Here is a 24,225-nt window from a genome sequence, read left to right on the forward strand (position 1 = left end):
CAGTTGAACATTGTGGAAGGACTCTGGCAATGGCTTAAATCCAGTGTGATCAACAATGTGTTTTATTCCACCGTTGCTCAAATTCGACTGCGTGTCAGGCAATTCATGGAAGAAATTATGAAGCATCCTCATGTAATCATTGATCGCCTATGTGTTCGGCTTTGATTGCTAGTTTCTTTCGTTCAACTTATATAGATACTATTCCTGGTGAATTATTAAACCGTTTAGACATAGAACTTCGTCTGACAAAAAGTTTAAATGCTGTTATAGCGCTTGTAGACAAGGCTTTAAGCGATTCAAATAGTAAGCATGTCCAATTTGTGCAGATTGAAGCTGACATCGAAATAAGGGGCATTCACAAGCCCTATGGCTTCTATGAGAGCAGGAGGGAATGGCATTCCTCTGAACCTCAATATTGGATCAACACAATTGGAAGAGAAGGATATCAGGTCTGCAGATTAATTGAGGAGAAGATAAAAATTGAGGAGGTTATAGACACGTTTCAATCCTTAGAAAAAGCTAAAGCCGTATGTAAAGCATTAAAAGAGGGTTACTTTTACAGTAAAGATAATGGAATCGAATGTTATATCGAAAGAACCGAACGTCTTTATAATAGTTAAGTGCAGTACTCTTACGCAAAGGGGAACACTTGGTTTCCCTTTGTGTTTAGATTATGATTTATTACTAAATCCATTAACATTTTCCCCTTGAGCTTGAGAAAGTCCACCTATTATCCTTTCAAAATCTGGGTTTTGATTAAAAAAACTGAGCTGATGAGTTTTCAGTTCAGTTAACTCTTCCACATTACAAAGTTCAAAATATCGTGCCCAATTTTTACGTTTTTTCAACAGCTTGTGATTTTTCATATGTGCAATGTACTTCCCCATCCATTCTAAACCATCTATATGCTTTAACCAGGTTGAACTCCAATCGTTTAATTTGTTTGCCTTATCAGCGACTAATAGACTGATCAGGAACATACTTCTAGAAGAGACTGAAGTTAAGCTGAAATATTTATAGATTTTTAAGATCTTTAATGTTTGGTTATCATATACATCGAAGTTAATTAGGACCTTAATTACTCTTTCAAGTATGTTCATTTCAGTTCGTACCTTCTCTAAATCATGGTCAGTACTAAGTTTGATAGCCGACCTTATTGCTTTCACATTTAATATTTCTTTCATGTCATCAAAAATAGAATCATCTGTCGAAGAATTGAATGATGATGTCCCCATGGTTTTATGTAAAATCTCACCAGCTGCCAGTTCACCTGTAGTTGTTTCTAATGAAGATCCGTGCCATATGCGGTCTTTCAAATCTGGTGAAAGGATGCTGAATATGACGTTGATTGAGGTTGAAACGTCAGACATTTTCTCTGACGAGAAAATTGTCTTTTTTTTATTAAATCCGTTAATCAAGGACTTCTCTATTTTTAAAAAGCTTGCTACCTTTGTCTTTAACGCCTCTTCAATTTGTTTGAAAACACCACCTAATAAAATTTCTTTTATAAAGTGGGATTCAATCTGTCCTCCGCGTAACCATACATCTAACAACAACCCATTTAGGTTTCTTGCACTTTCCTTGGAAGTCAGCAACAACTGCAAATTATCTTTTGCGGATTCTGGATATTCTGAAATTGATCCATTTACTTTTAAAGTATACTTCTGTTTTGGAGCAGGCAATATACCGCATTTGTGCCAGCGTTCGATCTGTGAGTTTGTAACTTTATACCCCAAACTCACTCCGTAATTAGTAAGTTCTTCTCTATTCAATTCAGTCACCTCTAGGGGTTTACTAGGCTGCGGTACGCGAAACTGGTCAAGTTTAGAATCCACCTCTGGTATACTCATGATATGTCGAAGGAGGTGAGAAATGATGAAATACTTAATTGGGGCACTGATCTTAATTGGAGCAATAATTAAAATAAGATCTGCTTATTCAGATTTTAGTAAGTTAAGCAAACTGTTTTAATGAAACCGCCTTTTCTACCCACGGAGTATCTTCGTGGGTAATCTTTTATTTGAGATATATGCTGTTGAAACAATAGTCAGGTTACATATTAGTATTCTCATAAATGAAGTCAGGTATTGTAAGATAATTAATCCCTAACTCAGCAGCAACCTCATCTCTACTCTTCCCTAGCTTTATCTGTTCTACCATATAAGTGTTTCTTAGTTTTCTCGGATGCACATGGATACCTAACCTTTTTGAAAGAGTTTCGAATATAAGATGTATTGTTCGAGGGCGAATCTGTGTACCTTTACTTGTGACAAATAGATACGGACTCCGTTCACCCTCTTGTTCGCAAATTTTCAAATAAGTCATGATTGGTTCAGCAACATCAATCGACATTGAGATATGACGAGTATGGCCTGCCTTCACAACGAAAACTATACAATCATCGTTTACAATTACATCATCTCGTAACAAATATATAGCTTCCGGCAAGCGAAGACCTGCTTTTAAATATAATGTTGTTAAAGCAACATCTCTAAAGTATTTTTGTGTATCCATCTTGTCCCTTAACAATCTCATGCCTGCAATTAATTTCTCCAAATCATCGTCGCCTAAATAAAATCTTTCCTCATCCTTACTCAATTTTCGATTGCGTTTTATTTTTACAGCTGGATCATAACCAGCGAGATAATTTTTCTGCCAAAGAAAATCAAAATAGGATTTTAATATACTGATTTTTTTATTGATAGTCGTTTCTACTTTACCATCTTCTTTTTCATCATTTAGATAATCTTTGATCATGGATTGGGTAATACGATAATACTCAAGGTGTGGATACTTCCTACTAAACCACCCCATAAAGCAGGCCACTTCATTTATATATCCATAGACAGTTAAATCCTTCTTCTTTTGCTCTATCTTAAGATAATGTTCATATTCATTCTGCTTATATACTGTCATGTTTTCACCCCACTCTACTGTCTCCAGAGCTTCTTATTAAGTATAAACCAGTACAAATCAAGCGTAAAGAATAAGCTGCGTAGGAGTAAATAGGTGATTCTAACGTGGGGAAATTCTAGATAAAACAAAAAAAGCATAAAGCTGAGAAAAACAAAAAAGGTAATGTCAGATGACATCACCTTTTAAAAGTAATCTTATTGTTTCAACCAACCGTCCCCAACATTAGGCTGATTCACTTCAGGATCAATTCCTCCTGAAGCTGTTGCATCCATACCATCAAGAATAGTTATGCCGCTTGATTTCATATACTGTGCAACCAGGAAGGATACTCCTACCGCAAGCGCAATCCCTCCCAGCATCAACATCCCATTTTCCGTCGTTTGTGATGCCGATCGCTCCTTTTTCATCCACCGTAAAATATATCCAAACATAAACCTCAATCCTCTCTTTTAAATTAAGTAACAATGGGTAAATGACTAATGGTCAGAAGAGCCATTTCAACACTAATCCCAGAACACCCAGAACAATCGAAATAAGGGGCAACATTAATAATGCATGTTCATTTGCTGCTGAAGACGAGACTTCATTTTTTATCCAATTAACGACAAATGCCGTCATCAAATTTTGTCCTCCCTCTTTTAGTGCTGAATTTTATAAAAAAATGGCTCCCCGATCTCAGTGATCAGCGGAGCCATTTTTTCACAAACTATTGCTTCAGCCAACCATCGCCGGTGTTCGCTGGCGCAGAATCGGGATCAATGCCGCCCGCTGCTGTCGAATCCATACCATCGAGAATCGTTGTACCGCTCGATTTCATATATTGCGCAACCAGGAAGGATACCCCTACTGCCAGCGCAATGCCGCCCAGCATCAACATCCCATTTTCCGTCGTTTGCGATGCCGATCGCTCGTTTTTCATCCACTTCAAGATTTTGTTCTTCATTTCCTTACCTCCAGGTCTACTTGCTTTATTCCCTCTCGCTACGATAGCGCCAGAGGTAACCGTGCTTTTCTCGATGCCGTTAAAATTATTGCTTCAACCAGCCATCGCCGGTGTTCGCTGGCGCAGAATCGGGATCAATGCCGCCCGCTGCTGTCGAATCCATGCCATCCAGAATCGTTGTACCGCTCGATTTCATATATTGCGCAACCAGGAAGGATACGCCTACCGCCAGCGCAATGCCGCCCAGCATCAACATCCCATTTTCCGTGGTTTGTGATGCCGATCGCTCGTTTTTCATCCACTTCAAGATTTTGTTCTTCATTCTTCTCACCCCCTACTATTCTGCTTCATGTATCTCGCACACGTGGTTCGAACCGCTTTCGCCGTTTCGTGTGTTTGTGCGTTTCGTTTACATGTATTATCATATCGCGTTTCGTTTTTTTTGTAATTACCCAAATGGGTACTTTTAGTTACCCGTTTGGGTAAATAATAATGGATTTCATACATAATCGCTTCTGGATGAGGAAGTCAGTCGATCTAGTTATCACAAATAACCTCGACCATCCGCTTGCCCATGAGTTTACAGTCTTCAAACGTTAAGTTGATTTGTTCCAGTTCTATTCTCAGCCTTTCCAAAGAACTTCTGCAGCAACCCGCTTACTAAGTCTACTGTTAACCTCAATACGTTAAGTTCGAACTCTCGAACGAGGTACTTAAACCAATAAGAACGCGCAACTGCAGGATGAACCTAAAAAGGTTGGTCATTTGACCAACCTTTAAATTTCACTCAAGCTGTTATAGATGTAATGAGCACATTCAAAGTAATCCTATAAACGACATCCCTTAAAATTGGTGTAGAAATTTGCTAGTGTTGCACATCCTCTATTGTGATGCACAATCATGCAGCACAATAAATTTCGATAATTAGGGCTTGCAACAACTTATCATTACAATTTAATCATTAAAGAGCAGCTCCTTAAATAGATACCCCGCAGACACCTTCATCTTCCCTCTTATTTTTTCATCCGAAAATGTTCTTGTCAAAGCTGCTTCATATGCGTGATAAACGAGAACTTTGGGCCCTTTACTTGTGACTAGCAAAAGGTTTATTATATCCCGTTCATTTATTTTTTTGCATTTACTAATTTGCACATGGTTATTCCAATCCCAATTGGAGATAGATAATGCCGCTTTTATTTCCTCCGGAGACAACTTCACTTTTAACGCCTGCAAAGAGTAACCAACTTTCAACATTGCTTCACCTGCATATTTTCCGTTATCACTCATAAAATCAAGCTGCTTATCCATCCATTCATATTCCGATTTAAGTAAATTATCATCCCTACTTTTAATTCTTTCTCTTTCAATGTATCTCAATCCCAAGACAATATCATCAAGAATTTCCGCTACAGTGAAGCTGTACATCTTTATGATTACTATCGCTTGTGTCCATATCCTACGTTGCATTTGTCTTTTTTCAATATCGTTCATCTCATATAAATTCGCTTCAATATCGATATGTCTATGACAAAAAGAAAGCATTAATCCCTGTATTCGATCTAACCTTAAAAATCTCTTATCACGTTCAATGACATTTATGTTTTCACTAGTAGGTGACATAACCAACACTCCCTGACGAAGAATTATATATTAATTATGATACTATATTTATCAAACATGTAAACCAAGATATACAATTTTTGCACCATTTGATAGAATTGTCCCGAGCATTCTATCAAAAACCAGTGAATCATGTAAATCTTAAAGAACAAAGGAGTGATTTGAATTGAAGACACTTATTTTAGCTGAAAAACCTGATATGGGAAAGAAAATAGCTCAAACCTTAGGACAATTTAGCTCAAAGAATGGTTATCTGGAGAACGATAGTTACATCGTAACATGGGCTATTGGCCATCTACTCGGTCTTGCTGAGCCAGAAGCATATGATGATCAATATAAACGATGGGATATGCAGCATTTGCCCATTATTCCTAAAACATTTCTTCTAGAACCAAACCAGAAAACGTTGAAACAATTAAAGATTATTCAAACTGTGGCAAAACAGTGTTCACAAGCAATAAATTGCTGCGACGGAGCCCGTGAAGGGGAATACATTTTCAGACTCATTTATCAATACCTGAGACTTACAATACCAGTCAGAAGGCTGTGGATCTCCTCTCTCACCCCTGATGCAATCAGAAAAGGATTTAAAGAACTACGAAACGGAAGTGAGTATAACAATCTATATATGGCAGCACGATCTCGAAGTGAAGCGGACTGGTTAATTGGAATGAATGGTACAAGAGCCTTCTCTACTAAATTTGGTGGTCATGGGAATGTTCTTTCTATCGGCCGCGTTCAAACGCCTGTTTTAGCAATGATAAGTGACCGCCATGAAAGTATTGATAAATTCCAGCCCCAAAACTACTTCGAAGTTGAGGCCATGTTTCAACAGGAATCACTTAACTATAAAGGCATTTGGCAATATAACGAACAAAAAATTCTAGATCGCACTGTTACCGATGCCATCGCTCGAAAGGTGCAATCTCAAATCGGAACGATCATATCGTGTGTAGTGAAAGAAATTAATGAACATCCACCGGCCTTATATGATTTAGGAGCATTACAGTCTGAAGCAAATCGAAGATTTGGCTTCTCAGCTCAAAAAACACTAGATATTGCTCAAGAACTTTATGAAAAGCATGAAGCAATTTCTTACCCAAGGACAACTAGCAATTATGTTGCTGAAGATAACATTCCAGTCATGCATTATGTCTTCAATCAATTTAGCGTTACTCAATATGAGGATTTAGTTGCCGGCGGAAACATAAACTTAGTTCACACTAAAAACAAGAATCTTTGTAGACCTGATAAAATTGAGGATCATCATGCCATATTTCCAACAGGCAAAATCCCATCAGACTTAACAAAAGAACAAGAATTACTGTTCGACCTTATTTGCAGGAGATTTTTATCACACTTTTATCCTGCAGCTCAGTACCGCGATCATACCGTTTATACGGAAGTAAAAGATGAAAAATTTAAAACTAAAGTAAAAGAATTAAAAGACATCGGCTGGAAAATCATTTACGACAAAACTGAAAGTGAAACGAAAGAAAAAGATGATCCAGAGGAAATCAAAACTAATTTTAATATAAATACGGACCAATTAGCATTTTGCGTGAAGGCAGAAACAAAGGCTAAAGTAACCTCTCCCCCATCTTGGTATACAGAAGGAACACTAATTGATTCTATGAAGCGGGCTGGTCGAAATATAACGGACGAAGAACTTCGAGAAGAACTCAGTAGCTTACAATTAGGCACTCCAGCAACGCGGGCTAATATAATCGAAAAACTAAAGACTCAAAAATACATCTACCTTGAAGGGAAAAAGTTGAAAGCAACTGATAAAGGAAAAAATCTAATTGCAATTATTCGGGGTATGGACCTCCATGTGCTCACTAGTCCAGAAATGACCGCAATGTGGGAAAAACGCCTAAATGAGATATCCAAAGGTCAAGCATCCGAAGAAAAGTTTATGGTTCAGGTCCAACAATTTACAACTAAGATTATCAACAAAGTCAAAGAATCAACAGGAATTTCTCAAGATTCATTTGTAAATAGTATAGGAAATTGTCCGGCTTGCGAAAATGGGAAGCTTATTGAGAGTAATAATGGATACGGCTGCTCTCGATTTAAAGACGGATGTAAATTTACAATACGGAAAATTCAATTCGGAAAGACACTATCCATAAAACAAATTAATGAACTACTAACCAAAGGAAAGACTGGCGAACTAAAATTTAAGAGCAAAAAAGAAAACGCTTCGGATTACACAGCAAGATTAGTGTTAAAAAACAAAGGTACAGGAGAAATAGGCTTAGAGTTTTCAAACAAACGAAAAAATAGTAACACTAACAAATCACCAAAGCCCAACCGAAACTAGAATCAACAAAAATCCATGTAGTCTACGTTTCTGGAACTCAATTCACAAAGATCTTTGAACGTAGACTACAAAAACAAAAAGAACAGACTTATCGTAGATTCAATCTACGCAAAAACGTCAGCAACGTAGCAATACCACCCCGAATAAACCGCCTAAAACAGTATCCCTTAATCACGCCACATCGAATAAGCAGAAAAGATCTTTGCAACACTTAACGTAGATTACGATATAGTATAGTTTTATAAATACAGCGTAGCCGTAGTCATTGTATAGTTTAAACTGCAATTTTACACGTAGACGTTGCTATCTGATAGCTACTTCATCACATTATACGTAGATAAATGTCATCGTTATATTTGAAACGACATTCTTACCGTAGATGAAGCTTTCAAACATCTACGTTTGCGAAATTAGCAATTTTATTGCAAAGATTATTATCTACGTTATAATACTGATAGTCTCCGGTCCGATAAACTCTATTTCTTGTTCAATTAACGTAGACTACCATTCAGAAATCGCGATGAATCATCACGTAGTCGTTGTATTCCGAACGTTTGAGTAAGCTATCGTCAACGTTGATGTAGATAAAACTATAAAATAGGGTATAATTATTAATAAGGCGTTATTCACGGACCGTGTTAAGAGGAGGAGAGGTGGTTATTATGCCGGAAAATGGAGATTTAGGAACCAATTTAGTGAACGACACTAAATTAAAGCTAAAAGAAGAGCTGCTTGATTACTTTTCTAATCAAGATCCTTTATACTCGCTAATCAAAGGGTTTGAGCATGAAATAGTTTCTGATGACATTATTGAACTAGATCCGCAAACTAGGTACTCTACTAATGATGTGACCGCCATACTTCAAAAATACACATATCTGTATGATGTAGAAAATGAAACATCATACATTGCCGATCCCAGTCGGTTGCGTTGGTGGTTGCTTGAAAAACAAGAAGATAATTTATTGGCTTATTTAAGCGTGGCAAAGACCGGAAAGAATTGGACATGGGACATTCACGCGATAGTTAGAGCAAAGATTGTCAGCATTTTGAGGTATATTCATGGCTATACTCAAAAAGAAATTAAAGTATTTGCGCTAGGAGTGTCCGCTAAAACAACATCAAGAATTACAGATACTAATATCGAGTCACTAATTAAAACTGGTGAGCTTAATAACATACAGAATTTTGACGTTTTAAAAGATGCACTTATTCAATATATGAATTTCAATCAGAAGCGTTTCGAAGAATTAGCTCAATCCATTGAATACTTTGCTACTGAGTACAGAAAAGATCATGAATCAACATTATCTACGATTAAGAATTCTGAAAATGAGTTGAAACGTAGAACTTTGTTAACGGATCTACGGTTAAGAAAGATTCATCAGAAAAGACTAATCGCATTGGAAGCAGAACAAGCCTGGATCAATCGTGGTAGATTTAAAAACATGATGGCTTCTAAAGAAGCTAAAAGATCTTTTATCGAATCATACATTGAACAAGGAATGAAAACCTTTCTAGAGGAAGAACAGATACTTACTAACGATGAGCTGCATAATTTAAACGTAGAAGGAAATAGAAACACTTCTTCAGATGAATAGATGCAAAAAAGACCATCTACTTAACCGTAGATGGTCTTTTTTGTGTTTCAGTTTTTAAATCTCAGATTAAATCTTTAGAAATCGTCATCAAGATCTGAGTAAGAAGCAAGAGGAGCGGGATTTTTGTTTGATCCACCATCATCCAGATCAGAAAGAGTAGCTAAACCGGAATTTCTGATCTGATTTCCATTTGTCGTGAAGAAGTCATCAAAACCACTCAGCTCCGATGAATTTTCCTTCAAGGCTTGCTTCTGACGCTTCTCGATCTCAATCCATTCATTTAATTCCGACTCCAATTCTTTAATTCGTGACGGAGGATTCGGAACTACTGCTAATCCAAACAATAACAGTTGATCTTTCATATTATCATTTTTAGCAATAGCATGATTTACCCTTGTATTTAATATCTCAGAGGCAATACTATAGATTTCATCAGCAACTTGCGGTGAGATAAGTCTGTTATTCGGAAACAGCACAGCCACAGCTCCTGTTAGAACATTTTCAATGGAATTATTGGCCAAAACCTCATTCTTCTTGAATAAATCATTCAGTTCTCCGTAGTAATCAATCGTTTCAAACCCATTAGCGATAATCTTTCTGGAAATTGACATCCAACCAGGTGTAGACCAAGCAGATAAGAGCTCTGTTTTATCAAACACTGATCTACCTTCCAAGAGTGGAAGGGCGGAGGTTTCGAATAAAGTAGATGCTACAACCATATTAGTATAGGAACGAGCGTCTATACCCATCCCAACCTTTGTAACAAGAGGCGTCTGCTCATAATAATCTTTTAATTTCTCATTATCTATAACGAGAGCTGCCCCCATCTTACCTTCTTGCATAAATTGCTGAATCAAGTTAATACCAGCTAATGCATTCCTCCTGAATGCCGATCCTCTTTCATCCTTTGAAGGCAAAGAACAAATTATGCCGAAAGGCACCTTACCACCTGGTAACGCTCTACGACTTCGAATTTGAGAGAGATACTGCATAGCTACTTTTAAAGCTCCGTTACCAGATCCGCCACCGAGAGAAACATTAATCCAAACAAAGTCCGCTTCTTGAATCTCCTGTTCAACAGCAACTCTTTTATAGAGTTCCTTGTTTTCTACAGCAATTTCATATCCAAGTTGAGCATTTTTGTCTGTCCCTTCTAAACCTGCAAATTTAATAGATTTTGTTTCAATTCTTCTAGCATCAGGTATGAGCCCCTTATGCTCATTTAAATCACTTTTAGAACTGTTAAATAAATAAGTCGGGTATCCAAATCGCGAAAACTCAGCAGCCATTCTTCCGCCGCCCTGTCCCAGTCCAACAAAAGCCATGGTTGGTAATCGATGCATCTCATCCTTTACACTTTGTGACTCAACAAAAGGGGAGAGCAATAAACGCAGAGCACCTAACTGTCTAGTATTATCAATTTTCAATTAAATCATCCTTCCCATAAGGGCATAATTTATCTTTTTCTTTCATCCAGGAGAAGTTGTACAAGCTGCATACCTCTCTTAGTGACATAGTAGGGGGCCATAGTGCCATTATTCTTCTTTTCTATAAAACCTTGGGCATCTAAAATTGTAAATGACTGATCATAAAAGAATCTCTTTCCACGATAGTTTTCAAGTCTCGTTTTAACTGTGCCAATATGATTACGATTATCTCTAACTATCGTTCTGAACACATTTAGAGTAAAATCATCTAACTTTTCTCGAAAGAATTGTAGTTCCCTTAAATTAAAAAGAAGTTCTGAGGAATCCTCACCTTCAGAAGATGACTCCGAATTCACCTTTATCACCCCAAATCCATCCAATTTAGATGCACATTATGTGCCTATTATAGAGTATATAGCGTGAAATAGTAAAGAACTTTATGCAGCACAATTGTGCTTCTTTATTGTGATGCACTTAAAAAAATGAGAAATTTTATTCAGTAAACCCTTATAAAATAAGGGATTTACCCGTCCCTATTGTGCAACACGATTGTGCGGCACAATAGGGACGGGGTAATTATAATAAAAAACTGTTGGATTTCTCCAACAGTTTTATTTTAGGGCATTCTTATATCTTTCAATGGCCAGAATACTAATTCTGCTTTACCTATAATCTTATCTTTAGTAATCGAACCAAAGTCTCTACTGTCATAACTATTGTTACGATTATCTCCCATAACAAAAATCTCGTCGTCTGGAACAACATATGGTCCGAAATTATTCATAAACTTTTTCCTACCTTCGTCAATCGCTCTTTGACGCAGCAGCTCAATATAAGATTCTTCTACTAGAACCGAATTCACATAAAGTTCATCGTCAATGATTTCAACTGTTTGACCTCCAACTGCAATTACTCGCTTAACGTAATCCTGAGATTCATCTCCATGAAACGTGATAATATCCCCAGCTTTAGGATCTTTGAAATAATATATGAACCTGTTCGCAAAAAATCTTTCCGAATCAGACAACGTAGATTTCATTGAGTCACCAATCACTACGGTTGGTAAGATAATAAAATTTTGAATAATAAGGACGACAACAATACATAAACCAACCGAGCATATCCAATCTAATAATGCTTTGAATCTCTTAGGCGTATTGATTTGATTATCTTTGGCTACGGTTTGATGGACATCTTTATCTTCGTCTACTTGGAATTTAGAGTAATTCATCTGAGTATTCTCCTTATGCGCAATCAATAACTACGCGTAGATTAAAAATGCTTACCCATATAATATCCTACATTTGTTTCTTCACAACTAGTGATTTAAAAACAATCGTCAGTTTAAGTTTCAACGCCAATCTACGCATGATCTTAACTAATGACCAACTATAATAGTTTGACAATCCCATTAGAATCCATTAGTCTAAATTTCAACATTTGAATTAAAAGGAGAGACTACCGATGCCGGTAATAAATAGCCAAGGCCAAATTACATTTCCTTCAGAGTGGAAAAAATTTATGGGAGGAATTAAAGTAGGGGAATATATCTATTATTACATTCAACAATCAGAGCAAAAAATTATTATCTCTAAGAATTGCGTGACATTTGATGCACGCGCTCCATTTTTAAAGAACAACTTAATCACAATCCCTCATAACATTCGTAAAGTTTGTAATTTGCAAAATGGAGATAGATTAACATTCACATATGACTTAATAAAAGATACTGTTTATATTATGAAAGCACAAGATACATTTGAATGTGAAATTTGTAATGAAGAAGGAAATCTTCAAGGATATCCATGTATCGTCTGCGAAGGTAAAGGGAGGTTCAAACTAGAAACTTGGTCGAATGAACTAACCAGGCTTTTTAGGATGGGTTACAAGTATGGCATCAATATCTCCATAATAAACACAAATACAATACACCTACCAGATAATGAAGTTGCAAACATTTTCCCTGTCATACAAATAGAAAGCTCTAATTTCCCCATAGAAGTGCTAGAAAAATTTCAAGACTATTATCAAAAGAGAGCTATCCGCGTGAGGGGAGAAGAAGAGAGTCAAGATTTTTAAAATCTCCTTGAATTAATTCATATTCAAAAAAGATAAAATTATCTCATAGCGAATTTCGTCCATAACGGATACTTTATCATTAATCCGGAGCAATCGAACAGAGCTAAACCGCCATTGTGATAGTATAAACCCCAAAAGCTATTAGTAGGATCAGTTTTAAACAGGCAGTACGTGAGCAAGGAATCTCACTTGTGACTGAAAGCCAGTGACGACCCAGAAGCAATGCATCCGACAATTGGTAGAGTGAGTAAAGTTTGTGCATGACGATGGCTCGATAAGTGCTACCATCGAGCCATCAGGCAAATTTCAAGAAGCAAGCGATATGTACCACCTATACGCGGGTATACTCGTCGAGCTTGACGACCAAACACCTTTCGCGCCTCGTTTGTTGTACAGCTGCATATTAAAAAATAAAATGAACAATCGATGTGCAATGAATAGATAGATCCTCTCAGGATGCGGATAGCCGGGCAGTAAATGAACTGATTTATCGACCAGATTAATAAGCAAAGGATGAAGAATAATGAGCACAAATTATTATTTTAGAATCGATATTAACACCGGGTCTTATCAAAGCACACAAGATATTCATATTGGTCAATACTCTGCCAATTCTTGTTTGCTTATGCGTCAAGATCAGTGCTACAAAACTGTTGAGGAAATGCATACTTTCTATAATCACAATAAGGAAAAATTGAGCATCGTCAATGAATACGATTTAGTACTAACCTGGGAAGAGCTACAAAATAATCTTTTAAGCCAACCCGCACGTATTAGCGCTCGATATCATTTGGACTCTTTTGGTTATGCTTGGTCTGATGAACCCTTTTGCTAAAAAAGTTTCACTTGAATCAGATAAAAAAACTTTATGCATCGACTAGATCTATAAAATAAGATTTAAAATCATTTTACTCTTGCTCAAATTAACAGGGAGGCAACAAATCAAATATGGATATAACGTCCGTAATAACAAGTAGTAAAAATAAAATAAACAATAAGCCGCAAAGAAGAGTTTTCTTCAGATTTTCTCTTGTAGGCTTATTGATTCTTTTTATTGTATTTATCCTCAGCTTGATTCCAATTGCCAACCCCAAAATATATGAACTACCTGATAAATTGTATCCTGCACAAACAATGTTTAAAAATGTTTATGATGATGGAATTTTCATCCCTTCATCTGTAGATAAGAAAACCGATAACATATTGTCATATTTGCATTTGCGTTTTTTCTATGATAAAGAAATACTTCGGTTGTTTGAGAAAGCTACAGTTACCACTGAAAATCACTTAAATGGTTTTTCACCAGGACATGTGTATATAAACAGTACAGAAGAGGGGCTGCTGTATTCAGTGTTACCAGCATATATAGCAGGGCATAAAGAAGCTCATGTTTATAAAACCTTTTACTATCAATACGAAATAATTTCAACTCCAATTGATAATAAAGAATTGGAATGGGTATCAGGCTATACAATTCAAAAGGTAGATGGACATCCCATTAATATCAATGAAATTAATAGTTTGGTGAAAGATAGAGAAATACACGAAATTGAACTTAAAACAATTGAAGGAGCACTAACCAATGTTAGTACATCATTATATGGTGTCAATATTAAAATACATTATAGCATTGATGATCTCTGGCGCTTAAATGATATGCTTCACTTGGATGTAGCAGGTGTAAAAGGTAACTCTGGTGGAGCCGCGACTGCTTATGAGGTTTTTCTAAAAGCAAAAAGTGAATACAATCAGAATGGGAGATTTGTTATAACTGGGACAATAGATATTGAAGGTAATATTGGCAGCGTTGGATCTATTAATGCAAAAACGTATCTAGCAGATCAGCATGGAATACCCGTTATGTTTGTGCCAAATGGCGAGAATCATAAGGAAGCATTAAAAATGAAGGAACAATTAGATAGCGATATTGTTATTGTCCCCATACATAAATTGGGAGACATCGCAGCCTATTGGAGGGATTTGCACAATCATTCAGATAATTAATATCCAATGAAAATAAAGTTGTTAGCGACGAAGCTGTAGCTCGTGCTACTGTTTGTCCTACTGGAAGAACCACCATTAAAGTTCTATTTGTCCCTTTTTATTATTATGGTCCCTTACATGTATATGGGAGTGATCATTATGTCAAAGTTGGAAAATAGTTTTGTGATTATGTGGGATGACTGCCACCTTAGAATTGCTTATGCTTGTAAGGATGAGGTAGAAATGCAACGACTGCTAACTGAGGAATCATGGAGAAGCACTGAGTATCTTTGTGTTGAATGCGATGACAATTCGGAATTAGATGAAGAGTAGAAAAAAAAGCACCATTCAGACTGGAAGATCCTTAACGGTGCTTTTTTTGTACAAACAAAAAAAAGTTGTTGAATTATGTTTTGAATAGATACAGCAGCAGGAATAAATTGACGACCACAACGGCCGACTGTCCATTGTCGCTGACATAAATTGTGACCACCGGCTCTGTCCCACTTATGTCACATATAATCAATAAAGAAAAAAATTAAAGGCGTCTGATAATTAGATTATCAGGCGCCTGCCAGGGCATCTCTTCTTAGCGAAGAGTAGCTATTTAAATAATATCACAACAATCAAATGAATTCCAACATTAAATAAAAACAAGTATTTGATATCCATAGAGCAGCTGCTCATAACAGCAACTTCCAAGAGAACGACTAGGAGCAAGCCAAGATGCCCGTGTACTTTTGATACCAAAACGAATCTTCAGAAATAACCAAAAGCAATACAATCTGCAGGTTCACCCTAAATCTTTAACGATAATACCCTACAGAATATTGCAGAAGGGATGGATCAAAAAGATCTAGTTTCTAACGTGATATGGGGAATAAGCCTTAATTTTAAGCGAAAAAACTGCAATATCAATTATTCCTATAGAAAAAATGCATGCATGCAAGACACCTAGTATATCTGAAATAATCTCACTTTCTACATTTGGATACAAGAAAAATAAAGCAAAAGATAATATTGTATAAACAATGCAAAAAGTCCTACATTTTTGTAAAGCTGAAATAGATAAGTTACTCTTAAGTATTTCGAATATGATCACCAACACGCACCACTCCATTTTCCACAAATTATTACTGAACAAATTAAACAAATCAGCAACAAATCAATCTTAGCATAAATTCTTGTAAATAGGATATCTGTATGGTACTTTTGAAGTATTCAAAGAACGAAAGAATGATCATTAAAATTATCCTCCGTTAATTATCCGGAGTCATACATTCGCTCATCTTCGAGAAAAATGAGATTAAAGTGTAGTTTAGCATTATATAAAACAGGGCAAAAATTAGTAAGAAAACTGCTCCTAAAAAAGCAGTATATCTTTTTTTGAATCAAGTATACTAAGAGAATACTAATATACTTAAGAATACCTATTAAAACGAAGGATGTGGAGTATACAATGAATGATACAACAATAAAGTGTTCGACCCCGCAAAAAGAAGCTATTAATAATATTGTAACTGAGCTGGGAGCCAATATGACTCAAAAAGATGCAATGGAGTATCTTCTCGGTCTGGATAGAATAAAAAAAGAAGAAGCAGCGGGACGTGCGATCCCCAGATTAGATGATATTAGACATTTATTCAATAGAATCGAGGGGATTTATGTTGAATCCGTCTTAAGTGCTCGTGATATTGAACAACAATCCCAGGATATAATTTCTCTTAATAAGAACCAAATTGATGATTTGAAAATTACATTATATGAACTGAGGAACGAATCGGAGAAGTATAAAATCCTTGCTGATGAACAAGTTGAAGAAATGAAGAAAAAAGTTGAAGTAATTGTAGTAGAGAAAGATGCAGAAATTTCAAAGGCATTAGCTGAAGCAGCTCTATTTAGGGAACAGGCTACCAAGGAGCTCGCACAGATGGAGCTTTTGGTTAAAGAGTCGAATAACTCAAAGGAACAAGCTACTAGGTTGGTAGCTCTAGCGCAAGAAGCTGCTGAGACTTCAAAACAGAAAGCAAATGATCATGAAAAAATGGCCAGTCAAGCTGCGCTTCTTTTAGATGAGAATAATAATTTAAAATTGGAATTGGAACGTATAAAGCATACAATGCATTCGCAAGTAGAGAGCCATACTCAAGATGTTGATAAACTAATATCAAGTAATGAAGTCGCTATGGCAAAATCGTTACTTGAGGCAGAGAAGCAATACATGAATGAAATCCGTCAATTAATGGGTGACATATCAAAATTAAAAGAAGAAAAAGCAGAACTCCAAATCGCACTTGAAAGAAAAATACAAGAAAAATAATAAGACTAAAATTAAAATCTCCATCTTGATATGTCACTGAATAAATGAATACCTATAAGGAAATGAAAAGAACGCACCCACTTCATTTTGAAGTAGATGCGTTCTTTTCATTTCCTTATCAGGTTCGAATTTTAGAAACCAAGAAGGGCGAGAATTTTAAGGGAGAAGGTACATCTTAAGTTCATTCCACATCAGATACCAAAGAAAGTCAAAGTTTATTTACTAGATTTCTTACTAAATCAATAGAAAATTCATAAATATAGAATACTAAAGAAGAGTATTGAACACACTTTCCATTAAAAGTCGCATAGTTGCGGCTTTTTCGTTATTATAGGCTTTAAAGGATAACTCTCTCATTAGGACCAAGAGTTTCTATTTCAAATTAATCATTTTTGAAAAGAGGATTTTAGTGGACGAATTCATTTATATGCCGAATCGGATCTCGCCGGGCGAACCAGAAGTCATGAGTTGCTGCAGCGCAGCGACCCTGCCGCCGCCGTCCGGCCGCGGCCGACACCGGCGCGCTGCTCGAGTGCGGCTTGCAACCGTTGCCGATCTGAACCGATCCAGAATACTTGCATGCAGTGTCATACATTCGCTGATTCCTTGGCCAATGAATTGAGGTGGGGTGGATGAGACGGAGTCTGAAAGGCACCTGGGGCATCGCCCAGAACGGTATATCCAGAAATTAGTAAGAATTACTACATAGCTATCCTTGGAGTTTGAGGACGATTAAGGAGTATTAATTGATGAAAGAATTGCCTAACGTTACGATTGGATCTGAAGCGATCCGTAAAACTTTGACAGCACTTATTAATGAATTTATCCGTGTGGAAAATTCAGAAACTGGATTGGAGTATCAGGTACGTTCAAATTATATTCGTGGGCAGATCGATTTACTCACCACAATGATAAATGAAAAATGGCAAGTTAAAGATACAGGACAATCATATTATGAGCACTTAAATACTTTGGTTCAGGTTTATTCATTGATGGGAGTGTGGCAGATTGATAAACTCCAGCCTGCAGCAGTTACAGGGAAGCATAAATTTAGATGGAGAAAATAGCGGAGACTGAGCGGATAAGACGAACCTCAAAAATGTGACACTACAGCGAGGAAGTAGATAAAAAAGTGATTGTGATTCATGGAAACGGGGAATTTTATGAAAGGTATATCGATTTGTTGTAGCTGAATTTAGAAAGGGGGCTAATTATGGTAGAAACAAGCACTATCTATATAGCCAGTGTAGTTGCAATACTAGGGCTTCCGGTATTTATCAAGTCTTTTAAAAATAAAAAGGCAGCTATTATTTCAATTAGCATTCTTTTTTATGCCACCTATATATTTTCTTTAATTTGGTACATTGCGGAAAAATACTCTTAACCTATTTTTTGAGTCATCGATAGCCGCTGCTTTACTAATAACTATGAAATAGGTGAGCATTTGTCAACTTTGAATAAAGCAATTGAAATAGCTGCTAAAGCACATGAGCAGCAAAAAGATAAAGCCGGCCATCCGTATATATTGCATCCTCTACGAGTAATGTTGTCACTTAATACAGAGGAAGAGCGTATTGTTGGAGTTTTACACGATGTATTGGAGGATTCCAGAATAACAGCAGATGATCTAAGGACGACTCTTCCTTGAAACCGTTTATTCTGTTTTGATCCTGTTTAAGGTGCATGGAATCGAAATCTTCTAATTTTACAACCTGCTGGTCTGTCGCTCGGAATGAAACTCATCGCTTACACATGATTATCTGCATTGAAGGAGCAAATTCTGATAAGACTGCCAACAAGAGTTCCATGTGTGGCTCTTCATCCGAATTTACTTGAATCACAGATACGGGGAGCTCTAAAACCTTCATACATGCAGACCAGAACGCCCAACCCATTGCAGACTGATCAGAAATCGTCAAATTATCTGGCAAACCTTCAATCGCAATGCCTGTAGATTCAAGATCATTCGGTTGTGTTAAAACTAGTGAAGCATTCCAATTGGTCCAACGTTGTATTTCATACAAGAATGCAGCGGATAACCGCGAAAAATCCTCTTCAAATTGGTTACTCAGCGTTTCTTTAAAGTTCAGAATTTCTCGGTTTAATTTCTCTATAGTTGCAAATTGCTCAGACTGTAGATCCTGTAAAAATTTCAATCGTTCTTCTAACCTAATTTCTTCATTTTCACTAAAGATCAAAAGTTTCCCGATTTTTGTATCCTGGAGCTGCAGGAGCAGTTCTTCAATCAAATTGTTCATTCGATCTTGATTCTCTTTCGCTACTTTATGTTTGGTTCCCAATACCTGAAGCTGCTTTCGATACTTCATGCAATCTGCGGATGCGTCCCACAACCGACGACGCAAGGTTGAAGATAAGTCAGTAAAGCTAAATCGATCAGCAATTCCCCAAACTGCAACTCCGTCAACGTTCAGAATATCGCTCAGCAACTCACGAATATCTTTTAATCGGCATGGCATCCAATTGAGACAAAATTCGCTTTCCCTAGTTCTAAAGTATCGCCGTTTGATGTTAACTGAAAACCAATCCACAGGTAATTTCTTTTTTGTGTTGTCAAATTCGATATTAACTTCGGTGAAATTGAGAGCAACGTGCTCATTATCTCCAGCAAAAATTAACTCTTCCAGCTTACGACAGCCAAGTGCATTTAACCGGTTGTCCATGAGTGCCCAACGGAGTGCAGTAAACAAATCTGAGGTTTTGTTATCAAGCAATATCTCTAAGCCAGGATGTAGGTTAATCACTGACCGTTCAAAATATGTACGAAAACCATAGAGGTCAAAACATTTAATGTACATAATTTTTCTCCTTAAATTTAGGGAATCATTTCATGTAATCAGCAGGTACTAAAGACAAGATCTATTCAATGACAATTCGGAGAAGTATGTCGCGTATGTTGTGATTACCAAAGCCCCTTGCGAACCCAATTTGCCAATCTAATGGAATAAAGGATCATGGACTCCAATTATACTGTGGTTAGTGTTGAAATGCTAATAGAAGCCACTAGAATCACTTGAAACACGATATATGCTACTATCTCCATCATTAAAATAAACATGCAAGCCAACGTCACGGATCGGCTGGTTCCATTGGCTACGACGAACAGATAGGGGCAATCGGTACTTCCGAAAGAACAATTACAACTAGGAGCGCGAGTTGTAGTTTCACCGCCGGTTGGAAGTCGGATTTTTTGGAGTCAAATTCTTTATTTTTAGGAAGTGCTTTGAATCGGAGCTTCAGGATTCCTATTTATTAATGGTTCATACTCAAATATTCTGGGAAAGATTAATAATGTTTGAGACAAATAAAGGAGATGAACTTATGTGCGGACGTTTTACCCTGGCTGCTGAACAGCATCAAATTATAGAAACATTTAAAATTGAAAAAGTAAATTATATACATTCACCACGATATAATATTGCTCCAACACAAAATATTGCTGGAGTTATTTTAAACGATGGTAGACGCACTCTAGACAGCTTCTATTGGGGGTTACTCCCAACATGGGCTAAGACTCGTAAATTAGCATATAGCACATTTAACGCCCGTTCTGAGACGTTACAGAGCAAACCTGCATTCCGCTCTATCTTTACTAAAAAACGTATGATCATTATTGCAGATGGTTTCTATGAATGGTCTCACGAAGGAAAGGAGAAACAACCCTATCGATTTAAGGTTAAATCGACAGAAGTATTTGGATTTGCCGGGCTTTATGATAGATGGCAAAGTCCTGAAGGAGAAGAAATTCAAAGTTGTACCATTATTACTACAGAGCCAAATCAACTTACTGCAAAAGTTCATAATCGTATGCCGGTTATACTAAGTGAAGACGCGATGAATCTCTGGTTGGACCCTAGCATTGAGGATAAAGAAATACTTCAAGGCCTTCTTAAGGCTTATGATCCGGAAGATATGTATGTTTACCCGGTAACGAAATCAGTTGGTAACGTACGAAATAATTTATCAAACCTTATCGAGGAGATTCCACTAAATTCAAAGTGAAAAGCAGATTTTCAAGTATTAAAACGAAATATAAAAAGTATTAGACTGGAGCAGCAGGCGGCGAACAGGAACTTAGTAAGAACAACCTAAATGAGAGTTTGGGCTTCATTCAGAGAAGAGGGAGTTCCATTTCAGTGTGGCGGGTTAAACCGAGAAATTAAAGAATGTTTGATGATACGCGGTTTACAGCTTTTGAAATAGTCAGCCCGGCGAGCAGCTGACGGCTAGTGCCCCCGTCAACAAACCAGTACAGTTGGAAAGATAACCAGGAACATGAGATGCGGATTTCCTAGGCAGTCGCCCGCTCATGAAACCGACTCATCTATTTCAGGTTCGAGTCAATATTTCATGTGAGAGGTATGCAGAAGCTGCAGGAATCGTCAGCTTTGCAGAAATAAGATTTAGACTGGATTACAAGGTTCCAACCTGATTGCCGTCGCCGGCAGCGGTGCCTCACGCACCGAAAGAGGTCGCTTTCAGATCCACACGAACTGAACGGCTGCTCTTCGCCGGCGACCTGATCGTGGTATCCCGGATTCCAGGTGTCATTCTGAAGCACGAGCTTTATCTGCACAAGCCAGAGAACTAGTACCTTGACCGCGCCAAACACAAGGTTTGGCTTCACCATAATAATGCCCAACAAAAATTGACACGTTAACCTCCATAATCCTATAGTGAATACATGGATAGAGAGAGCGGCGATCCTGCAGTCTTGAGTACTACTATAGATTATTGAAAGGGTGCATAAGACAATGGCTGGACCATGCCCAGCTGGATGGAAAAATATGCAGAGCGTTTCGTTCGTAACAAGATGATTGGAGCATAACGTCATGAAAATACCGGACATTTTAATAATTTTGGACGATTGCAACTATTGCGGAAAAGAAGCGCTGTGCATGGTAATAAATCCTATTGGCTGCGTTTGTAAGGACTGCATGAATAAAACTTTTGAAGAAGATGAGAAAGATCGTCAAAATATGCGAATCAAGTAAGACGAATATGGTGGAGCATGTGATGTACGGGCTCGAAAGGGCCAATTTCAAAACACCCTTAGTTTAATACATTGCTAGACAAACACGACCCGCATCGGCTAACAGCTGTAGCGGGTCGTGTTATTGATCCAAACGATAATTAGTATTAGACGCTGTAGTAGCAACAAGCAGCTGATTTGAGATTAATATTACTCGAAAAAACACTTCTATGGTATTTACAACGCTCCCCTTGGAAACGAACATAAACGAATGCCAGTTATATTAAAGGAGTTACCACAATTGGGCAACTCCTTCGACATTCCTTATTACTTATACTGTTCTGGGTAGAGCTCTTGGTTAAGTTCGCTTGTTGCTGACATGAACTGATCAACCAAGGACTCACCATCGGCAGATTTGTTCAATGCCTGACTTTGTGCCTTGAGCTCAAATTGAGCAATCAATTCACCTTTTTGCTCCAGTTCCTTTAAAACCCTTTGAACGGCCGGATCTTCAGAATCCTGCTGGTCAGCATAATAGGCACTTTCAATTGCATACAAATCTTTGTATCCCGCAAAAACTTGGTTAAATTCGTCAAGCGCACTTTGCGGATTGAGCTCAGCCTCTAAATCTCCAGATTTGCTCGCCAGCTCCTTTAACTTCTGTTCTTCTGCAGTTGTTGCTCCTGGGGCATCAGCAATCTTCTTTTGTGCTTCATAGCTTTCAGTTGCATAGTCAACCTTCTCTTGAAGGGAAGGGACATTAGCTTCAGCATGGTTAGAACCGATGTTCCCCCATACAAAACCTCCAACCGCTAACACACCGCAGACAGAGAGAATCATCCACGTTTTTTTATTCAACGTTTCCCAGCTCCTTTATAACTTAATTTTGATGGAAACAATCCACGAGCCGTATGCTACGTATGATTTTAAAGAGATGTCCTTATTCCAAGTCCCGCTATTAATAGAATGTTGAGCAACCTTTAGATCGTTGCCAGGGCCGTAGCCATTAACAATCTGAGAATGAATAGTATGTCCGCCAGAGTTAACATGTTGGACAATATCTCCCCGGTACAACTCATCATATATCGGCTGGAAGTCATTGCTTAATTCCTGAGAAGTATATCTTGTTGCTTTGTATGCTTTCTTCCCACCAACACCATTGATAACGGCAAAATGCTCCCTGAATTGATGTGCTCCTGTCCAAGAAGAAGTTCTCGGATTAGTAGCAGGTGGAACATTTGGTCCATAATAGTACCAGTCTACTGTGTTTCTGTTGTAGCCTTTGGTTCCATTAAAAGCTAACCCACCTCCTTCATACAATGCTTGAGACACGAAGTTCGTGCAATCACCACCATCACTGTTACTACCATAACTGGCGTAAGCAGGATTTGATGACGTTGCCCATGTTTCTGCGTAATCGGCGGCGCTTGCACGACTAAATGTACTGTTAGTAGTGGATGAGTTCGTGAACATTACGTCTGCAGCGAATGCTTGTGAAGATGTTAAAAGAGTGGCACCAACTACAGTGGCAACAATTGCTGACTTCAACTTTCCCTTCAACTAAAATTCAGCTCCTCCTGCTACTCTTGGTTTTGCTGTGTCGTAAAGTTAGATAAGTTAGGTTATTCAGGTTGTATGCCTCACTTTAGCCAAACAAAGAGTGCTAAAATTTTTATCATAACAGATGGAGGGAGGTTGTTTCCTTGAGGGAATCAAACTCCTAAAATCTGATACAACCAGTCTTCCTATTTATATAGACGCACAAATCAGTAAAAAGTTACAGAAATTTCTTTTTTAGATTAAAAAAAGTAAATCGGCTAAAAATACGACTTAGTGACAATATAGACAATTGCATTTACTGTGCGGGGAAGTTGAAGTAAACGCATAGTTATTCCTCTGAAAGAGTCTGTGAGGAGTGATCGGTACGTTGGTTACTTGATACTCAAACTGAATTTGTGAAAAAGAAAAGTTGGCGGAGTGGAACACCCTTGAAGAGTTTGAATTGACGAGGTCCGCCAAC

General features: G+C 37.5%; 24 protein-coding genes and 1 pseudogene. 12 read left to right on the plus strand and 13 right to left on the minus strand.

Translation table 11 applies throughout. The annotated features are described in order from the left end of the window. The first annotated feature begins 161 nt into the window (after positions 1-161). A complete protein-coding gene (locus ASF12_RS28960) occupies positions 162-620 on the plus strand; it encodes a hypothetical protein (protein ID WP_155973537.1) in 459 nt (152 codons plus the stop codon). A 51-nt stretch (positions 621-671) separates the two neighbouring features. Here ASF12_RS28960 and ASF12_RS28965 read toward each other — a convergent pair whose 3' ends face one another. From ASF12_RS28965 to ASF12_RS28990, 7 genes are all read right to left on the minus strand, one after another. Continuing rightward, complete coding sequence (locus ASF12_RS28965; protein ID WP_056042112.1) at positions 672-1,772, minus strand: hypothetical protein; 1,101 nt, start codon at positions 1,770-1,772, stop codon at positions 672-674. 280 nt (positions 1,773-2,052) lie between these two features. Next, positions 2,053-2,916 carry a tyrosine-type recombinase/integrase gene (locus ASF12_RS28970; RefSeq protein WP_056042114.1) on the minus strand — a complete coding sequence of 288 codons (864 nt, stop codon included), beginning with the start codon at positions 2,914-2,916 and terminating at the stop codon, positions 2,053-2,055. Positions 2,917-3,110: 194 nt separating this feature from the next. Then, a complete protein-coding gene (locus ASF12_RS28975; protein WP_056042116.1) occupies positions 3,111-3,347 on the minus strand; it encodes a hypothetical protein in 237 nt (78 codons plus the stop codon). Between the two features lie 52 nt (positions 3,348-3,399). Beyond that, on the minus strand, positions 3,400-3,534 hold the full coding sequence (locus ASF12_RS36240; protein ID WP_268795474.1) for a hypothetical protein: 135 nt from the start codon (positions 3,532-3,534) through the stop codon (positions 3,400-3,402). An 88-nt stretch (positions 3,535-3,622) separates the two neighbouring features. After that, the gene (locus tag ASF12_RS28980) at positions 3,623-3,859 is read right to left on the minus strand and encodes a hypothetical protein (protein ID WP_056042117.1); all 237 of its coding nucleotides are present in this window, start codon (positions 3,857-3,859) and stop codon (positions 3,623-3,625) included. Positions 3,860-3,944: 85 nt separating this feature from the next. Then, on the minus strand, positions 3,945-4,181 hold the full coding sequence (locus ASF12_RS28985; protein WP_056042117.1) for a hypothetical protein: 237 nt from the start codon (positions 4,179-4,181) through the stop codon (positions 3,945-3,947). 632 nt (positions 4,182-4,813) lie between these two features. Then, on the minus strand, positions 4,814-5,479 hold the full coding sequence (locus ASF12_RS28990; RefSeq protein ID WP_056042120.1) for a hypothetical protein: 666 nt from the start codon (positions 5,477-5,479) through the stop codon (positions 4,814-4,816). A 166-nt stretch (positions 5,480-5,645) separates the two neighbouring features. Between ASF12_RS28990 and ASF12_RS28995 the strand changes: the two genes are divergently transcribed. Continuing rightward, entirely contained in the window at positions 5,646-7,805 is a 2,160-nt protein-coding gene (locus ASF12_RS28995) for a type IA DNA topoisomerase (protein ID WP_056042122.1), read from the plus strand. A gap of 662 nt (positions 7,806-8,467) precedes the next feature. After that, positions 8,468-9,406 carry a hypothetical protein gene (locus tag ASF12_RS29000; protein WP_056042124.1) on the plus strand — a complete coding sequence of 313 codons (939 nt, stop codon included), beginning with the start codon at positions 8,468-8,470 and terminating at the stop codon, positions 9,404-9,406. A gap of 74 nt (positions 9,407-9,480) precedes the next feature. Here the strand turns inward: ASF12_RS29000 and ASF12_RS29005 are convergent, their stop codons facing one another. The 3 genes from ASF12_RS29005 to lepB all read right to left on the minus strand — a co-directional run bounded on the left by ASF12_RS29005 (position 9,481) and on the right by lepB (position 12,064). After that, positions 9,481-10,833 carry a cell division protein FtsZ gene (locus ASF12_RS29005; protein WP_056042126.1) on the minus strand — a complete coding sequence of 451 codons (1,353 nt, stop codon included), beginning with the start codon at positions 10,831-10,833 and terminating at the stop codon, positions 9,481-9,483. Positions 10,834-10,862: 29 nt separating this feature from the next. Further along, entirely contained in the window at positions 10,863-11,189 is a 327-nt protein-coding gene (locus ASF12_RS29010) for a hypothetical protein (RefSeq protein ID WP_056042975.1), read from the minus strand. Between the two features lie 260 nt (positions 11,190-11,449). After that, positions 11,450-12,064: a signal peptidase I gene (gene lepB / locus ASF12_RS29015; RefSeq protein ID WP_056042128.1), complete on the minus strand. Its 615-nt coding sequence runs from the start codon at positions 12,062-12,064 to the stop codon at positions 11,450-11,452. Positions 12,065-12,297: 233 nt separating this feature from the next. On the opposite strand from lepB, the gene ASF12_RS29020 reads away from it, so the two are divergent. The 8 genes and pseudogenes from ASF12_RS29020 to ASF12_RS34095 form a co-directional block, all read left to right on the plus strand. After that, positions 12,298-12,912 carry an AbrB/MazE/SpoVT family DNA-binding domain-containing protein gene (locus tag ASF12_RS29020; RefSeq protein ID WP_056042130.1) on the plus strand — a complete coding sequence of 205 codons (615 nt, stop codon included), beginning with the start codon at positions 12,298-12,300 and terminating at the stop codon, positions 12,910-12,912. Between the two features lie 523 nt (positions 12,913-13,435). Further along, positions 13,436-13,747: a hypothetical protein gene (locus ASF12_RS29025; protein WP_056042132.1), complete on the plus strand. Its 312-nt coding sequence runs from the start codon at positions 13,436-13,438 to the stop codon at positions 13,745-13,747. Between the two features lie 113 nt (positions 13,748-13,860). Then, complete coding sequence (locus tag ASF12_RS29030) at positions 13,861-14,916, plus strand: S16 family serine protease (RefSeq protein WP_056042134.1); 1,056 nt, start codon at positions 13,861-13,863, stop codon at positions 14,914-14,916. Between the two features lie 138 nt (positions 14,917-15,054). Beyond that, positions 15,055-15,228 carry a hypothetical protein gene (locus ASF12_RS35965; RefSeq protein ID WP_155973541.1) on the plus strand — a complete coding sequence of 58 codons (174 nt, stop codon included), beginning with the start codon at positions 15,055-15,057 and terminating at the stop codon, positions 15,226-15,228. A gap of 1,126 nt (positions 15,229-16,354) precedes the next feature. After that, the gene (locus ASF12_RS29040; protein ID WP_056042138.1) at positions 16,355-17,215 is read left to right on the plus strand and encodes a hypothetical protein; all 861 of its coding nucleotides are present in this window, start codon (positions 16,355-16,357) and stop codon (positions 17,213-17,215) included. A gap of 749 nt (positions 17,216-17,964) precedes the next feature. Continuing rightward, a complete protein-coding gene (locus ASF12_RS29045; RefSeq protein WP_056042140.1) occupies positions 17,965-18,282 on the plus strand; it encodes a hypothetical protein in 318 nt (105 codons plus the stop codon). A gap of 146 nt (positions 18,283-18,428) precedes the next feature. Beyond that, positions 18,429-18,599, plus strand: a complete 171-nt coding sequence (locus ASF12_RS34785) for a hypothetical protein (protein WP_155973542.1) — start codon at positions 18,429-18,431, stop codon at positions 18,597-18,599. A gap of 60 nt (positions 18,600-18,659) precedes the next feature. Continuing rightward, positions 18,660-18,848 (plus strand): annotated as a pseudogene (locus ASF12_RS34095) (GTP pyrophosphokinase); the annotation flags it as partial. Positions 18,849-18,954: 106 nt separating this feature from the next. Here the strand turns inward: ASF12_RS34095 and ASF12_RS29050 are convergent. Then, complete coding sequence (locus ASF12_RS29050; RefSeq protein ID WP_056042142.1) at positions 18,955-20,031, minus strand: hypothetical protein; 1,077 nt, start codon at positions 20,029-20,031, stop codon at positions 18,955-18,957. Positions 20,032-20,524: 493 nt separating this feature from the next. Between ASF12_RS29050 and ASF12_RS29055 the strand changes: the two genes are divergently transcribed. Then, positions 20,525-21,235: an SOS response-associated peptidase gene (locus ASF12_RS29055; RefSeq protein WP_235533318.1), complete on the plus strand. Its 711-nt coding sequence runs from the start codon at positions 20,525-20,527 to the stop codon at positions 21,233-21,235. A 1,297-nt stretch (positions 21,236-22,532) separates the two neighbouring features. Here the strand turns inward: ASF12_RS29055 and ASF12_RS29060 are convergent. Both ASF12_RS29060 and ASF12_RS29065 read right to left on the minus strand, forming a co-directional pair. After that, positions 22,533-23,063 carry a hypothetical protein gene (locus ASF12_RS29060; RefSeq protein WP_056042144.1) on the minus strand — a complete coding sequence of 177 codons (531 nt, stop codon included), beginning with the start codon at positions 23,061-23,063 and terminating at the stop codon, positions 22,533-22,535. Positions 23,064-23,078: 15 nt separating this feature from the next. Next, entirely contained in the window at positions 23,079-23,765 is a 687-nt protein-coding gene (locus ASF12_RS29065) for an amidase domain-containing protein (RefSeq protein WP_056042146.1), read from the minus strand. Positions 23,766-24,225: the final 460 nt, after the last annotated feature.

The sequence above is a fragment of the Paenibacillus sp. Leaf72 genome (assembly GCF_001422685.1).
Taxonomy (GTDB): domain Bacteria; phylum Bacillota; class Bacilli; order Paenibacillales; family Paenibacillaceae; genus Pristimantibacillus.

Excerpts from the sequence above, each read along its gene's own strand:
- ASF12_RS29055 (WP_235533318.1), top strand. The coding sequence starts at position 20,525 with ATGTTTGAGACAAATAAAGGAGATGAACTTATGTGCGGACGTTTTACC.
- ASF12_RS29030 (WP_056042134.1), top strand. The coding sequence starts at position 13,861 with ATGGATATAACGTCCGTAATAACAAGTAGTAAAAATAAAATAAACAAT.
- ASF12_RS34785 (WP_155973542.1), top strand. The coding sequence starts at position 18,429 with ATGGTAGAAACAAGCACTATCTATATAGCCAGTGTAGTTGCAATACTA.
- ASF12_RS28975 (WP_056042116.1), bottom strand. The coding sequence starts at position 3,347 with ATGTTTGGATATATTTTACGGTGGATGAAAAAGGAGCGATCGGCATCA.
- ASF12_RS35965 (WP_155973541.1), top strand. The coding sequence starts at position 15,055 with ATGTCAAAGTTGGAAAATAGTTTTGTGATTATGTGGGATGACTGCCAC.
- ASF12_RS36240 (WP_268795474.1), bottom strand. The coding sequence starts at position 3,534 with ATGACGGCATTTGTCGTTAATTGGATAAAAAATGAAGTCTCGTCTTCA.
- ASF12_RS29040 (WP_056042138.1), top strand. The coding sequence starts at position 16,355 with ATGAATGATACAACAATAAAGTGTTCGACCCCGCAAAAAGAAGCTATT.
- ASF12_RS28980 (WP_056042117.1), bottom strand. The coding sequence starts at position 3,859 with ATGAAGAACAAAATCTTGAAGTGGATGAAAAACGAGCGATCGGCATCG.
- ASF12_RS29000 (WP_056042124.1), top strand. The coding sequence starts at position 8,468 with ATGCCGGAAAATGGAGATTTAGGAACCAATTTAGTGAACGACACTAAA.
- lepB (WP_056042128.1), bottom strand. The coding sequence starts at position 12,064 with ATGAATTACTCTAAATTCCAAGTAGACGAAGATAAAGATGTCCATCAA.
- ASF12_RS29050 (WP_056042142.1), bottom strand. The coding sequence starts at position 20,031 with ATGTACATTAAATGTTTTGACCTCTATGGTTTTCGTACATATTTTGAA.
- ASF12_RS29045 (WP_056042140.1), top strand. The coding sequence starts at position 17,965 with ATGAAAGAATTGCCTAACGTTACGATTGGATCTGAAGCGATCCGTAAA.
- ASF12_RS29025 (WP_056042132.1), top strand. The coding sequence starts at position 13,436 with ATGAGCACAAATTATTATTTTAGAATCGATATTAACACCGGGTCTTAT.
- ASF12_RS28985 (WP_056042117.1), bottom strand. The coding sequence starts at position 4,181 with ATGAAGAACAAAATCTTGAAGTGGATGAAAAACGAGCGATCGGCATCA.
- ASF12_RS28970 (WP_056042114.1), bottom strand. The coding sequence starts at position 2,916 with ATGACAGTATATAAGCAGAATGAATATGAACATTATCTTAAGATAGAG.
- ASF12_RS28990 (WP_056042120.1), bottom strand. The coding sequence starts at position 5,479 with ATGTCACCTACTAGTGAAAACATAAATGTCATTGAACGTGATAAGAGA.
- ASF12_RS29020 (WP_056042130.1), top strand. The coding sequence starts at position 12,298 with ATGCCGGTAATAAATAGCCAAGGCCAAATTACATTTCCTTCAGAGTGG.